Source organism: Cellulosimicrobium sp. 72-3, from assembly GCF_013127315.1.
In the GTDB taxonomy this organism is placed as follows: Bacteria; Actinomycetota; Actinomycetes; order Actinomycetales; family Cellulomonadaceae; genus Cellulosimicrobium; species Cellulosimicrobium funkei.
The window spans coordinates 2,686,106-2,699,111 of the sequence record NZ_CP053419.1 but is presented as its reverse complement, the minus strand read 5'-3'; the positions used below and the strand labels follow the sequence as shown (position 1 = coordinate 2,699,111).

Here is a 13,006-nt window from a genome sequence, read left to right as displayed (position 1 = left end):
ACCTTCCGCACGCGCTCGTGCCGGGCCCTGGACGCCCGTGGATCAGGGCACGGTGTACCCCGCGGCGCGGAACATCTCGTACCACTCGGCACGGGTGAGCGGGACCTCCGAACCGAGCGCGGCGCCGGCGACCCGGTCGGGGCTCGTCGTGCCGAGCACGACCTGCGTCCGCGCCGGGTGGCGCGTGATCCACGCGGTCGCGATCGCGATGGGCGGCACGTCGTACCGGGCGGCGAGGCGGTCGATCACGGCGTTGAGCTCGGGGTACTTCTCGGACCCCAGGAACACGCCCGTGAAGAACCCTGCCTGGAACGGGGACCAGGCCTGGATCGTGATGTCGTGGAGACGGCAGTAGTCCAGGATGCCCTCGTCGCGACTGATCGACTGGTCGAGGGCCTGCATGTTCGCGGCGACGCCCTGCGCGACGAGCGGGGCGTGCGTGACGGAGAGCTGGAGCTGGTTCGCGACGATCGGCTGCTCGACGTACCGGCGCAGCAGCTCGATCTGGCCCGGCGTGTGGTTCGAGACCCCGAACGCCCGCACCTTGCCCGCGGCGTGCAGGTCGGAGAACGCGCGCGCGACCTCCTCGGGCTCGACGAGGGCGTCGGGGCGGTGCAGCAGCAGGATGTCGAGGTAGTCGGTGCGCAGGGCCTCGAGCGAGCCCTCGACGGACGCGACGAGGTGCTCGTACGAGAAGTCGAAGTACGGGCCCTCGGGCACGATGCCGGCCTTGGACTGGATGACCCACTCCGCGCGCTCGGCGGGGGAGAGGTCGAGCGCCTCGGCGAAGCGGCGCTCGCAGCCGTGGAGCTCGGAGCCGTACACGTCGGCGTGGTCGAGGAACGTGATGCCGGCGTCCCGTGCGGTGCGCACGAGGGTACGGACTACGTCGTCGGTCTTGTCCTGGATGCGCATGAGGCCGAGCACGACGTCCGGGACGACGATGTCGGTGCCGGTCAGGGTGAAGGTCTTCATCGGTGGAGCTCCTTCGTGGGGTGGCGGGTCGGGTGCACGACCTCGGTGTCCGGGATCCGAGAGTGCGCCGCTGCAGAGGGGTCGTTCCCACGGGTCGGGGGTAGGAAGGGCGTCGTCCGCCCGCGGGCGGGGTGCCGGACGACCCGAGCGAGGCCGGTCGGCAGCGACGGCTCGAGCCTAGGAAGCGATAACCTAGAAGTCCAACAACTAGTGTTTGTCAAATAGAGAACTGTGAGTGGTCAATGGATCTTCGTCAGATGGAGTACCTCGTCGCGCTCGCGGACGAACGCCAGTTCACCCGCGCCGCCCAGCTCGTCGGAGTCTCGCAGTCGGGGCTCTCCGCCGCGGTCCGCAGCCTGGAGGAGGAGCTCGGCGCGAGCCTGTTCACGCGCACGACGCGGCGCGTCGAGCCCACCGAGGCCGGTCTCGCGCTGCTCCCGTACGCACGCTCCATGCTCGCGCAGGCTGCCGCCGCCCGCGACGCGGTCGTCCGGGCCACGCGCGCGCTGTCCGGCTCGCTGCGCGTCGGCTCGGAGCAGTGCCTCGGCGTCCTCGACGTGACCGCCCTGCTCGAGCGCTTCCACCGCCGCTACCCGCAGGTGGAGATCCACTTCGCGCAGGCGGGCTCGCACGACCTCCTCGCGCGCGTCCGCGAGGGCGACCTCGACGTCGCGTTCGTCGCGACCACCGAGCACCTGGGGCCGCTGTCCCAGACGGTCCTGGGCAGCGAGCCGCTCGTGCTCGTGTGCGCGCCCGAGCACCCGCTCGCCGGGAGGGGCCGGGTCGAGTGGTCCGACCTCTCGGGCCAGGAGTTCGTCGACTTCGACCCCTCGTGGGGCGCGCGGCCGGTCAACGACGCGACGTGCGCCGCGCACGGCGTCCACCGGCGCGTGCGGTGCTCGGTCAACGACGTGCACACGCTCCTCGAGCTCGTCGACCGGGGGCTCGGCATCGCGCTCGTGCCGCGCCACGTCGCGGGCAAGCCGGAGGCCGAGCGCCTCGTCACGCTCGCGCTGCCGGAGGGCGGTGCGCCGAGCTGGGTCGTCTCCGTCGTCACGGGGCGCTGGGACCGCGGCGCCTCGGCCGCGCCGCAGCTCCTGGAGCTCCTCGCGGACGCCCCCGCGTGCCGCGGCGTCGACGTCTCCCGGCCCGACGCGGCCGCGCTGCGCGCGGGCGTCGAAGCGCCGAGCCCTGCCGTCGAGGTGCCGAGCCCTGCCGTCGAGGCCGTGGCTGAGGCCCGGTGACCGCCCGCGCGGGCACCGACGCACCGCTCTTCCCGCTGCGCAGCGTCGTCCTCGGCGCGTTCCTGCCCACGCTCGTCCTCGAGATCGGCGTGGGGGCCATGCTGCCGGTCGTCGCCGTCACGGCCACGGGCCGGGGCGCGAGCCTCACGGTCGCCGGGCTCGTCGCCGCGCTCGTGCCGATCGGCAAGATCCTCTTCGACCTGCCCGCCGGGGCGCTCGCCCAGCGCCTCGGCGACCGTGCGGCCATGCTGCTCGCCGGGGGCGTCGCGGCGGTCGCCTTCGCGACGATCGCGCTCACCCCCAGTCTGTGGGGCCTCGCGGCGGGGGTCCTCGCGCTCGGTGCGTCGACCGCCGTCTTCAACCTCGCCCGCCAGGCGTACCTCACCGAGATCACGCCCCCGCTGCGCCGGGCGCGCGTCCTGTCGACGCTCGCGGGCGTGCACCGGATCGGGCTGTTCCTCGGCCCGTTCGCGGGCGCGGCGGTCATCGCCGCGACCGACGTGCGCGGCGCCTACTGGCTCGGGACGGGCGCCGCCCTCACCGCGGTGGTGGTGCTCGCCGTCGTGCGGCCGGACCCCGCGGAGGCCGGGCGTGCGCGGCTGCGCGGCGCGCGGGCCGTGCCGCGGGTCGGCATCGCCCGCGTGGCGCGCGACCACCGCCACCTGTTCGCGACGCTCGGCGTGGCGATCCTCCTGGTCAGCGCCGTCCGCGGGGCCCGGCAGACCGTCATCCCCCTGTGGGGCGAGCACCTGGGGCTGGACGCCGAGGTGACGTCGCTGATCTTCGGCGTCTCCGGCGCGCTCGACATGCTGCTCTTCTACCCGGCGGGCAAGGTCATGGACCGGTTCGGGCGCCTGTGGGTCGCCGTGCCGTCCATGCTCACGATGGCCGTCGGTCTCGCGGTGCTGCCGCTCGCGCACACCGCCCCCGCGCTCGCGGTCGTCGCGGCGGTGCTCGGGGTCGGGAACGGCATGGGCTCGGGCATCGTCATGACGCTCGGTGCCGACGTCGCGCCCGCGGACGTGCGCCCGACCTTCCTCAGCGTGTGGCGCCTGTTCCAGGACACCGGCGACGCACTCGGCCCGCTCGTGCTGTCGGCCGGTGCGGCGCTGGGGTCGCTCGCCGCGGGCGTCTGGGCGACGGCGGCGCTCGGCGCCGGCTCGGCGGCCGCGCTCGCGCGGTGGGTGCCGCGGCACTCACCGCTCGCGAACCTCGTCCGACGTCGCTAGTCCGGGCCGCGCTCGGGTGCGGGGTGGGGCGTCGGGCCGGGCCGCGCGCCGGCCCGGCTCAGACGAGCGTGAGGACGCCCAGCACCCCGACGGCGAGGGCGAGCACGAGCGAGACGGCGATGAGCACGACGTGCACGGTGAGGAAGCGCGTCGCGCGGCCGTCGGCGTCGCGCGAGCGGGGGTCCTTGGCGATGCGCTGGAGGAAGCGCGGCCAGATGAGCAGGTTCCAGGCAGCCGTGACGAGCAGGACCACGGACCAGACGACGGGGATCTCCACGTCCCGAGCATGCCAGGAGGCGTCGGGCGCCTCGGGCGGGGCGGCCGCGGGCAGGGTGTGGGATCCAGCACATCGACGCGGGCGTGAGGTGAGGCTAACCTCTCTCGTGGTCGACGCGCTCGCGGGGCCGCCGTTCCGCCCGGGGAGCCGGGCGTCGCACGAGGAGCAGCCGGTGTCCGTCAAGACCGTCAAGCCCCAGGACGCGCACGTCGTCACGCTGAGCGTCGTCGGGCGCGAGCGGGTCAGTCCGAACGTCGTGCGGGTCACGCTCGGGGGAGACGAGCTGGACCTCTTCACCCCGCTGGGGTTCGACCAGTGGTTCCGGCTCTTCCTCCCGCGGGAGGACCAGGACGCGCTGCGGCTGCCGACCCGCGCGTCGGGCCTCTGGTACGTCCAGTACCTCGCCACGCCCAAGGCGCGCCGGCCGTGGGTGCGGAACTACACCGTGCGGGCCGTGCGCCCGGACCTGCGCGAGCTGGACGTGGACTTCGTCGTGCACGGCGACGCGGGGCCCGCGTCCTCGTTCGCGCTGTCCGCCGAGCCGGGGGACCGCGTGGGCCTGCTCGACCAGGGGATCGGCTACCACCCGCGCGTCCCGCACGACTGGACGCTCCTCGTCGCCGACGAGACCGGGCTGCCCGCGGTCGCGGGGATCTGCGAGTCCCTGCCCGACGACGCGCGCGGCCTCGCGGTGGTCGAGGTCCCCGAGGCGGCGGACGCCCAGGAGTTCCGCGTGCCCGCGGGCGTCGAGCTGCGCTGGCTGGCGCGCGACGGCGCACGGCCCGCGGGCGGCGGCGACCACGACCTGCTGCCGGGTCGTCTCGCGCTCGACGCCGTACGGTCGGCCGACCTGCCTGCCGGCCCCGGCTACGCGTACGCGGTCGGGGAGTCGGCGCTCGCCACGGGCGTGCGTCGCCACCTGGTCAACGACCGGGGCGTGCCGAAGGCGCACGTCGACTTCGTCGGGTACTGGCGCCACGGGCACGCGGCGTCCGCCTGACGCGCCCCGCGCGCGTCGTCGGGCGCGGGGCGTCGTGCGGCGGGTCGTCGTGCAGCAGGGGGAGGGTCGGTCAGACCCGGCGGAGCTGGCGGAACATCGGGCAGTCGAACGGGTCGCGCGCCGAGAGCCCGACGCGGTTGAGGTACCGGACGACGATCGCGTAGGACTGCACGAGGCTCGTCTCCGTGTACGGCAGGCCGAGGTGCGCGCAGTGCTCGCGCACGATCTCGCGGGCCCGCGCGAGGTGCGGCCGCGGCATGCTCGGGAACAGGTGGTGCTCGATCTGGAAGTTGAGCCCGCCCATGAGGATGTTCATCCACCAGCCGCCGCGGATGTTCCGCGAGGTGAGGACCTGCTTGGACAGGAAGTCGATCTTGCTGTCGGCGGGGATGATCGCCATGCCCTTGTGGTTGGGGGCGAACGACGCCCCCATGTAGACGCCGAAGACGGCGAGCTGGACGCCCAGGAAGGCGGCCGCGAGGCCGAGCGGCAGGAACCAGACGACCGCCCCGACGTAGAGCGACAGGCGCAGCGTGATGGTGACGATCTCGATGACGCGCGTGCGGACGTCGCCGCGCGCGCGGCCGCCGGCGAGGAGCGAGCGGAACGCCTGCACGTGCAGGTTCACGCCCTCGAGCGTGAGGAGCGGGAAGAACAGCCAGCCCTGGTAGCGGTTGATGACCGCCCGGAAGCCCTTCGCGACCTCCGCGTCCTCCTCGAGGAACACGACGACGTCGGGCGCGATGTCCGGGTCCTTGCCGCGGCGGTTCGGGTTCGCGTGGTGGCGCGTGTGCTTGTTCATCCACCACGAGTGGCTGATGCCGACGACGCCGTTGGCCAGCACCTTCCCGAGGCGGTCGTTCGCCGGGCCGGACGCGAAGACCTGCCGGTGCGACGCCTCGTGCGCGACGAACGCGAACTGGGTGAGGATCAGGCCGAGCGCCCCGGCGACGAGGAGCTGGAACCACGAGTCGCCCAGGAGGACGAACCCGGCGACAGCGCCGCCGAGCGCGAGCGTGAGGACCCCGAGGGTCCACAGGTAGTAGGCGTGCGTGCGGTGGAGCAGGCCCGCGTCGCGCACCGTGCGCGACAGCGCGCTGTAGGTGCTGGTGACGGCACCGGGCTCGTCGGTCCGAGGGCGGGTGGCCCGGAAGCCCGGGCGCACTGCGGCAGAGGTCATGTGTCCTCGCAGGGGTGTCGGTGTCGACTTCCCAGCCGCGGAGGTGAGCAGGTGCTCGTCGTGCAGATGACCCCACCCTACGGGACCGTAGGTTGCGCGCGCGAGGGGGCCGGGTGAAGGAGTCGCGAAGGAGCGACACCTCCTCCGGAGGGGTCAGGCGGCGAACCGGAAGGTCTGGCGGTACTCCGTCGGCGTGATCCCGACCGCCCGCCGGAAGTGGTGGCGCAGGAGCGCGGCCGACCCGAAACCGCTGCGGCGCGCGACCTCCTCCAGGTCCAGCGAGGACTCCTCGAGCAGCGACTGCGCGTGCGCGACGCGTTGCGACGTCAGCCACGCGAGCGGGGTCGTGCCGGTCTGCGCGACGAACGCGCGCGCGAAGGTGCGCTCGGAGGTGTGGGCCCGGCGGGCGAGGTCGCGCACGGTGAGCGGCTCGTCGAGGTGGTCGGTCATCCACTCCAGCAGCTCCCCGAACGAGTCCTCCTCGCACTCGGGCACCGGGCGCTCGATGAACTGGCGCTGCCCGCCGTCGCGCTGGGGCGGCACGACCATGCGCCGGGCGATCGTGTTCGCCACCCGCGCCCCGAGCTCGCGGCGCACGAGGTGCAGGCACGCGTCGATCCCCGCCGCCGTGCCGGCGCTCGTGATGAGGTTGCCGTCGTCGACGAAGAGCACGTCGGGGTCGATGTCGAGGCTCGGGTAACGACGGCGCAGCTCGTCGGCGTGCATCCAGTGCGTCGTCACCCGCCGTCCCTCGATGACGCCCGCGGCCGCGAGCACGAACACGCCCGAGCACACGCTGAGCAGCAGGGCGCCGCGGTCGGACGCGCGGCGGACGGCGTCGAGCACCTCGGGCGGGTAGTCGGTCCCGATGCGGATCGCCGGCACGACGACCAGGTCCGCGTCGTCCGTCGCGGAGAGGTCGTGGTCGGGCACGACGTGCGCGCCCACCGACGTGCGGACAGGACGGCCCGCGACCGGGCCGCACACGCGGAAGTCGAACGACGGGACGCCGTCGTCGCTGCGGTCGAGGCCGAAGACCTCGCACACGACGCCGAACTCGAACGGGGCCAGGCCGTCGCACACGACGGCCGCGACGGATCGCACCATGCTCGGCACGCTACGCCGCTGGCAGGATCTTGTCGAGAGGTGTCAGTGCTGCCACTCGTGGCGCGGCTCGTGCGCCGCGAGGGTGGAGCCATGGACATCTTCTGGGGTGTGGTGGCTCTTCTCCTCGTCGTCGGCCCGACGGTCGCGGCCCTCGCGGTCCGCCGCGAGGACCCGGCCCGTCCGTGGTTCCCCGCCGGGTCCGACGGCGCGTGGCCCGACGGCGCCGCGTGGGACGCGCGCGGGGACCGGTCGGTGCACGGCGAGCGCTGGGACCGCGACGCGCAGCGGCTGGACGCCGACCTGCGCGCCGCGGCGTCGCGCCCGGCCGAGCCGGCCGCCGTCGTCGACCCGCACGAGGTCGCGGCCGAGCTCGTGCTGCGGCGCGTCGTGCCGAACCCGGCCGTGCGCGACGGCGTGCGCGCCGCTCCTGCCGTGCCGGGCGGGCGCCCCGGGGCGAACGTGCCCGTCGCGCCGCGGCGGCCGGGGACCCGGGGCACGCCGCTCGCGCGCTGAGCCCCCGCACGCTGAGCCCCCGCACGCTGAGCTGCCGCGTCCTGAGCCTCGTGCCGAGCCGTCGCGTGCTGCTCGACGCGCGCGGCGTCCTCGGACGCACGAACGGCCCGGACCTCGTGGAGGTCCGGGCCGTTCGCGGGGGAGCGGTGTCGCTCGCGTCAGGCGCGCGAGCCGACCGCGTCGACGTCCGCGTCGCCCGTGAGCTGGTCGAGGCCCTCGAGCTCGTGCGCCTCCCACGGGGCGTGGCCGAGGCTCGGGATCATCGTCGCGAGCTCCGGGCGCCACTTGGTGAAGCGGGCGGGGAAGCAGCGCTCGAGCAGGTCGATCATCGCCGGGACGGCCGTCGAGGCGCCCGGCGAGGCGCCGAGCAGGCCGGCGATCGAGCCGTCGGCCGCCGCGATGACCTCGGTGCCGAACTCGAGGACGCCCTTGCCGTCCTTGTCCTTCTTGATCACCTGGACGCGCTGGCCCGCCGTGATCGTCTCCCAGTGCTTGGGGTGCGCCGTCGGCATGAAGCCCTGGAGCGCGGTGAACTTGGTCTCCGGGCTCGCGAGGAGCTGGCCGACCAGGTACTGGGTGAGGTCGAGGTTCTTCAGGCCCGCGCCGACCATCGAGCCGAGGTTGTGCAGGCGCAGCGACGTGAACAGCCCGAGGTACTTGCCCTTCTTGAGGTACTTGGGGCTGAACCCGGCGTAGGGGCCGAACATCAGGTACGTCTTGCCGTCGACGACGCGCGTGTCCAGGTGCGGGACCGACATGGGCGGCGAACCGACGTCGGCCTTGCCGTAGACCTTCGCCTGGTGCTGGGCCACGAGCGCCGGGTCGTCCGTGCGGAGGAACTCGCCGCTGATCGGGAAGCCGCCGTAGCCCTTCGCCTCCGGGACGCCGGCCGCCTGGAGGAGCGGCAGCGCGCCGCCGCCGGCGCCGACGAACACGAACCGGGCCTCGACCGTCGAGCGGCGCTTCGGGGCGTTCCACGAGCGGTCCTTGACCGTCAGGCGCCAGCGGCCGTCCTTCGTCTTCTTGAGGTTCTTCACCTCGTGCTCGAGGTAGAGCTGCGTGCCCTCCGAGACGAGGTAGTCGACGAGCTGCTCGGTGAGGGCGCCGAAGTCGACGTCCGTCCCGCTCGTCGCGCGCGTCGCCGCGACCGGCTCGTCACCGTCGCGCTCGGCGACCAGGAGCGGGGCCCACTCGGCGATGACCGCCGGGTCGTCCGTGAACTCGAGCTCGCTGAACAGCGGGTGGCGGCGCAGCGTCTCGAAGCGGCGACGCAGGTAGTCGACGTTCTCCGCGCCGCGCACGAAGGTCATGTGGGGGGTGCGGGAGATGAAGCTCGCGGGCTGCGGCAGCGCGCCCGTCGTGAGCAGGTGGTGCCAGAACTCGCGCGACACCTCGAACTGCTCGTTGATCTTCACCGCCTTGGTGATGTCGATCGAGCCGTCCGGCTTCTCCGGCGTGTAGTTCAGCTCGCACAGGGCGGCATGACCCGTCCCGGCGTTGTTCCACGGGTTCGACGACTCCTGCGCCACGGCGTCCAGGCGCTCGTAGATGCGCACCGTCCAGGTGGGCTCCAAGACCTTCAGGAGTGCCCCGAGCGTGGCGCTCATGATGCCACCGCCGATGAGGGCTACGTCGATCTGGTCTGCGCTGCTTGCGGGGTTGCTCGCTCGACTCGACACATGTCGATCCTACGCTTGTGAAAGAGTGCACTAACTGTGCGGTGCGTCACGGGCGTGCGTCACACTTTCGCGGGACCTCGGTCCCGAGCCGGGCAGGTCGGACGTCGCGTACCGCGCGATCCGGCCGCGTTCGCCCGGGTCGCACCACGATCTCGCGAGGGAGAGCACGGGTCCCGAGCCGTCCTCCTGCGAGGTAGAGCCGTGGTCTCGCGAGGTAGAGCCGTGGTCTCGCGAGGTAGAGCCGTGGTCTGCGTGCACGAGCCGACCATGCCTCTACCTGGGCCGACCGGGGCTCTACCTCGCGGGGGTGGAGTTCTCCCGCGGCGGGGAGTACGGGGACGGCCACGGGCCGATCTCGGGAAGGCTCACGGGCTCACCCGCGAGGCGGGCGGTGGGCTCGGCGCCGGGGGTGCGGCCCGCGAGCCAGGCGGCGACGTCGGTGAGGCGGCCGTGGACGACGACGGCACCCCGGCCGGGCGTGGCTGCGGCCCCGGGCGTGGGTTCGGCTTCGGCCGCGGGCTCAGGTCCGGCAGCCACGCGGAGGCCGCCCGGTCCGACGCGGAGGCCGCCCGGTCCGACGCGAAGGGCGCCCGGTCCGACGCGGAGAACGCCCCGCCCGACGTGGACGCCGCCGGCGCCCACGACGAGGTCTCCTGGTTCCCCGTCGAGCTCGACCACGACGTCGTCCGCGAGCCGGACCCCGAGGAAGTCGAGGAGGTGCAGCCCGAGCGCGGGAGGCCAGGAGTCGAGGCCGACGCCCGCGTCGAGGTCGACCGCGTGGATCCGCACCTCGCGCCACCAGGCCACGAGCGCGTCCGCGACCGTGCCGTCGCGGTACGTCACCGGCGCGGACCACCCGGCGGACCCGGCGGCGGGCCACGCGGCGTCGAGGCGGTCGGCCAGCGCGTGGAGCGCCGCGACGTGCTGCGCGACCGAGCGCAGCGCGCCCGTCCGGATGCCGTCCTCGCGCCCGGCCGCGCCGCCGTCGTACACCTCGACGAGCTCGCCGCGCGCGGCGAACTCGGCCTGGCGCGCCATGGCCTCGCCGATGGCGGTGACGTGCGCGAGCACGTGGCTGCGCGACCACCCGGGCAGTGCCGACGGCGCGTCGAGCCTGGCGGCGTCGAGCCCGCGCGCCGCGTCGGTCACCGCGTCGAGGGCGGCGCGCGCGTCGCGCCGGACCTCCTCGACGTCGGGCGGGGTGAGGGCGGGGGCGTCGGTCAGGGCCACAGCAGCTCCTTCGTCCAGGTGGTCGGCGCGCCGGACGCCGCGGTGTAGCGCAGGCGGGTCTGGCCCGCGCCCGACGACGCCCAGAACTCCACGCTCGTCGGCTCGAGCGCGTACGCGGTCCAGGCGTCGAGGACGAGCCCGGGCTCCGCCCGTACGCGGTCGAGGGCGGCGTCCCACGCCTCGCGGTAGGCGGCGCGGGACGCGAGCGGGGCGCTCTGCGACCCGGCGAGGGCGGTCGCGCGGGAGAAGTCGGACCGGTCCAGGAAGTCGGCGGCGGACGTCTCGGCGTCCAGCGGCACGACGGGCCCCCGCACGCGGACCTGCCGACCGTGCTCGCGCCAGAAGAACGTCAGGGCGGCGTTCGGGTTCTGCGCGAGCGCGACGCCCTTGGGGGAGTCGGCGCGCGTCGCGAAGACCCACCCGTCGCCGTCGACGTCCTTGAGGATGAGCGTCCGCGCGTCCACGCGGCCGCTCGCGTCGGCGGTCGAGAGGGTGGCGGCGTGCGGTGCGGGCAGCCCGGCGTCGATCGCGTCGTCGAGCCAGCGGACGAAGAGCGTGCCCGGGTCGTCGGGTGCGGCGTCGACGTCGAGACCGGGGAGGTCGGGGCCGAAGACGGGCAGGGCGCGCAGGCGCTCGCGCAGGGACGGGCGGTCGGCGTCGGTCATGCGTCCTCCGAGGTGGTCGGGAGCGGGTCGAGCAGGGCGACGAAGCCGCGCGCGGCGGCAGACATCGCGTCCGGGTCGTCGAGGGCGCGCGCGAGGACGTACCCGCCCTGCACGACGGCGACGGCGGCGTGCGCGCGGTCGCGCGCCGCGTCGTCGGGCAGCCCGCCCTCGACGAGGACGGCGGCGGCCAGGTCGACGAGCCCGCGGAAGTAGGCGCGCACCTCCGCGGCGAGCGCGGCGTCGTCCATGACGGCCTGGTCGCTCACGAGGCGCCCGACCTTGCAGCCGGCGAGCGCGGGCCGCGGGCGTTCGAGATAGCGGACGAGGCGCTCGACGGCGGAGCCCTGCGCGCCGAGGTCGCGGCGTGCGGCGTCGAGGCCCGCGGTCGTCGTGGCGTGCACGGCCGCGGCGGCGAGGTCGTGCTTGGTGGGGAAGTGGTGGTAGAGGCTGCCCTGCCCGACGCCGCTCGCGGCGAGGACCTGGCGTGGGCTCGTCGCGCCGACGCCCTGGGCCCAGAACAGTTCCTGCGCGGCGGCGACGAGGCGGTCCCGGTTCGAGCCGGGCGCCTCCGCGCGTGGCTCGGGTCGCGTGTCGGACGGCATGGTCCGAGCCTAGCGGGCGATCATACCTACCGCTAGGTATGGTCTGTCGTCCGCCCCACGGTCCGGGCGGCACGTCCCGCGCCTGCAGGATCGCGACGGTCGGGCCGCACCCGCCTTGTGGACCGTCACCAACGCGTCGTCGGGCTCTCCCGTCCGTGCGGCCGGACGCTGGAGAGATCGTGCACGGGCCTGTGCGGCGCGCGTCGCCACGATCGACCCATGGACCAGGACCTCGCCGCGCTGCTCGACGACCTCGTCACCGCCACGACGCGCGAGGAGGTGCCCTCTGCGGACAGCCTCCTCGCCGTCCTCGCGACCGACGACGACGACCTCCTGGACGTCGTCGCGGCCGCCGCCCGGGTCCGACGCCGGTGGTTCGGCCGGCGCGTGAAGCTCGCCTACCTCGTCAACCTCAAGTCCGGGCTGTGCCCCGAGGACTGCACGTACTGCTCCCAACGCCTCGGGTCCGCGGCGGAGATCCTGCGGTACACGTGGCTCCGGGCGCCCGAGGCGCTCGGTGCGGCGCGCGCGGGCATCGACGCCGGGGCGTCGCGCGTGTGCCTCGTGGCGAGCGGGCGCGGCCCCACGGAGCGCGACGTGACCCGCGTCTGCGGGGTCGTCTCCCGGATCGTCGAGGAGCACCCCGGCGTCGAGGTCTGCGCGTGCCTCGGGCTGCTGTCCGACGGCCAGGCCGAGCGCCTGCGCGACGCGGGCGCCTCCGCCTACAACCACAACCTCAACGCGTCGGAGGACGCCTACCCCGAGATCTGCACGACCCACGAGCACGCGGACCGCGTCGCGACCGTCCGGCGCGTCCAGGGCGCCGGGCTGTCGGCCTGCTCGGGGCTCATCGCGGGGGCGGGGGAGACCCCCGAGCAGCTGGTCGACGTGCTCCTGGAGCTGCGGGCGCTCGACCCGGACTCCGTCCCGATCAGCTTCCTCGTGCCCTTCGAGGGGACGCCGCTCGCCGGCCGGCACGAGCTCACGCCGCAACGGTGCCTGCGGATCCTCGCCGCCGCGCGGTTCGCGCTGCCCCGGGCCGAGCTGCGCCTGGGCGCCGGGCGGGAGCTCCACCTGCGAGCCCTCCAGCCGCTCGCCCTGCACCTCGCCAGCTCGCTGTTCCTTGGCGACTACCTCACGGCGGAGGGGCAGGACGCCGCCGCGGACCTCGCGATGATCGCGGACGCCGGCCTCGAGGTCGAGGAGGTGCCCGGACCCGCCGGGCGGACGGCGCCGTCGCGCGTCGTGCCGCGCCGCCGCGGGGCGGGGACGGACGTCGCTCCCAACGCCTGATCGCCGCGACCG

13 protein-coding genes are annotated in these 13,006 nt (G+C 74.6%); 5 read left to right on the top strand and 8 right to left on the bottom strand.

Going from position 1 to position 13,006, the window contains the following annotated elements; all coding sequences use genetic code 11:
- Positions 1 to 42: 42 nt before the first annotated feature.
- Entirely contained in the window at positions 43 to 975 is a 933-nt protein-coding gene (locus tag HKK73_RS12230; RefSeq protein WP_171468106.1) for an aldo/keto reductase family oxidoreductase, read from the bottom strand.
- Between the two features lie 242 nt (positions 976 to 1,217).
- Between HKK73_RS12230 and HKK73_RS12225 the strand changes: the two genes are divergently transcribed.
- Entirely contained in the window at positions 1,218 to 2,219 is a 1,002-nt protein-coding gene (locus HKK73_RS12225) for a LysR family transcriptional regulator (RefSeq protein WP_083711899.1), read from the top strand.
- Entirely contained in the window at positions 2,216 to 3,448 is a 1,233-nt protein-coding gene (locus HKK73_RS12220; RefSeq protein WP_083711898.1) for an MFS transporter, read from the top strand. Before HKK73_RS12225 ends, HKK73_RS12220 begins: the two co-directional genes overlap by 4 nt.
- A 58-nt stretch (positions 3,449 to 3,506) precedes the next feature.
- Here the strand turns inward: HKK73_RS12220 and HKK73_RS12215 are convergent, their stop codons facing one another.
- Positions 3,507 to 3,725 carry an SCO4848 family membrane protein gene (locus HKK73_RS12215; protein ID WP_086151137.1) on the bottom strand — a complete coding sequence of 73 codons (219 nt, stop codon included), beginning with the start codon at positions 3,723 to 3,725 and terminating at the stop codon, positions 3,507 to 3,509.
- A 172-nt stretch (positions 3,726 to 3,897) separates the two neighbouring features.
- Between HKK73_RS12215 and HKK73_RS12210 the strand changes: the two genes are divergently transcribed.
- Positions 3,898 to 4,725, top strand: a complete 828-nt coding sequence (locus tag HKK73_RS12210; protein ID WP_253705631.1) for a siderophore-interacting protein — start codon at positions 3,898 to 3,900, stop codon at positions 4,723 to 4,725.
- 70 nt (positions 4,726 to 4,795) lie between these two features.
- On the opposite strand, the gene HKK73_RS12205 is transcribed toward HKK73_RS12210, so the two are convergent.
- Both HKK73_RS12205 and HKK73_RS12200 read right to left on the bottom strand, forming a co-directional pair.
- Positions 4,796 to 5,905 (bottom strand): acyl-CoA desaturase, encoded by a 1,110-nt coding sequence (locus HKK73_RS12205; protein ID WP_034651111.1) that lies wholly within the window; start codon positions 5,903 to 5,905, stop codon positions 4,796 to 4,798.
- Positions 5,906 to 6,058: 153 nt separating this feature from the next.
- On the bottom strand, positions 6,059 to 7,012 hold the full coding sequence (locus HKK73_RS12200; protein ID WP_021482731.1) for a helix-turn-helix domain-containing protein: 954 nt from the start codon (positions 7,010 to 7,012) through the stop codon (positions 6,059 to 6,061).
- Between the two features lie 90 nt (positions 7,013 to 7,102).
- Here HKK73_RS12200 and HKK73_RS12195 point away from each other — a divergent pair, with 90 nt between their 5' ends.
- Positions 7,103 to 7,525: a hypothetical protein gene (locus HKK73_RS12195; RefSeq protein WP_171468104.1), complete on the top strand. Its 423-nt coding sequence runs from the start codon at positions 7,103 to 7,105 to the stop codon at positions 7,523 to 7,525.
- A 158-nt stretch (positions 7,526 to 7,683) separates the two neighbouring features.
- On the opposite strand, the gene mqo is transcribed toward HKK73_RS12195, so the two are convergent.
- From mqo to HKK73_RS12175, 4 genes are all read right to left on the bottom strand, one after another.
- A complete protein-coding gene (mqo, locus tag HKK73_RS12190) occupies positions 7,684 to 9,204 on the bottom strand; it encodes a malate dehydrogenase (quinone) (RefSeq protein ID WP_171468103.1) in 1,521 nt (506 codons plus the stop codon).
- Positions 9,205 to 9,498: 294 nt separating this feature from the next.
- A complete protein-coding gene (locus HKK73_RS12185) occupies positions 9,499 to 10,434 on the bottom strand; it encodes a maleylpyruvate isomerase family mycothiol-dependent enzyme (protein ID WP_171468102.1) in 936 nt (311 codons plus the stop codon).
- Positions 10,425 to 11,099: a pyridoxal 5'-phosphate synthase gene (locus HKK73_RS12180; RefSeq protein ID WP_085387679.1), complete on the bottom strand. Its 675-nt coding sequence runs from the start codon at positions 11,097 to 11,099 to the stop codon at positions 10,425 to 10,427. The genes HKK73_RS12185 and HKK73_RS12180 overlap by 10 nt, the downstream gene beginning before the upstream one ends.
- Positions 11,096 to 11,701 (bottom strand): TetR/AcrR family transcriptional regulator, encoded by a 606-nt coding sequence (locus HKK73_RS12175; RefSeq protein ID WP_076405601.1) that lies wholly within the window; start codon positions 11,699 to 11,701, stop codon positions 11,096 to 11,098. Before HKK73_RS12175 ends, HKK73_RS12180 begins: the two co-directional genes overlap by 4 nt.
- Positions 11,702 to 11,920: 219 nt before the next feature.
- Between HKK73_RS12175 and bioB the strand changes: the two genes are divergently transcribed.
- Positions 11,921 to 12,994, top strand: a complete 1,074-nt coding sequence (gene bioB / locus HKK73_RS12170; protein ID WP_171468101.1) for a biotin synthase BioB — start codon at positions 11,921 to 11,923, stop codon at positions 12,992 to 12,994.
- Positions 12,995 to 13,006: the final 12 nt, after the last annotated feature.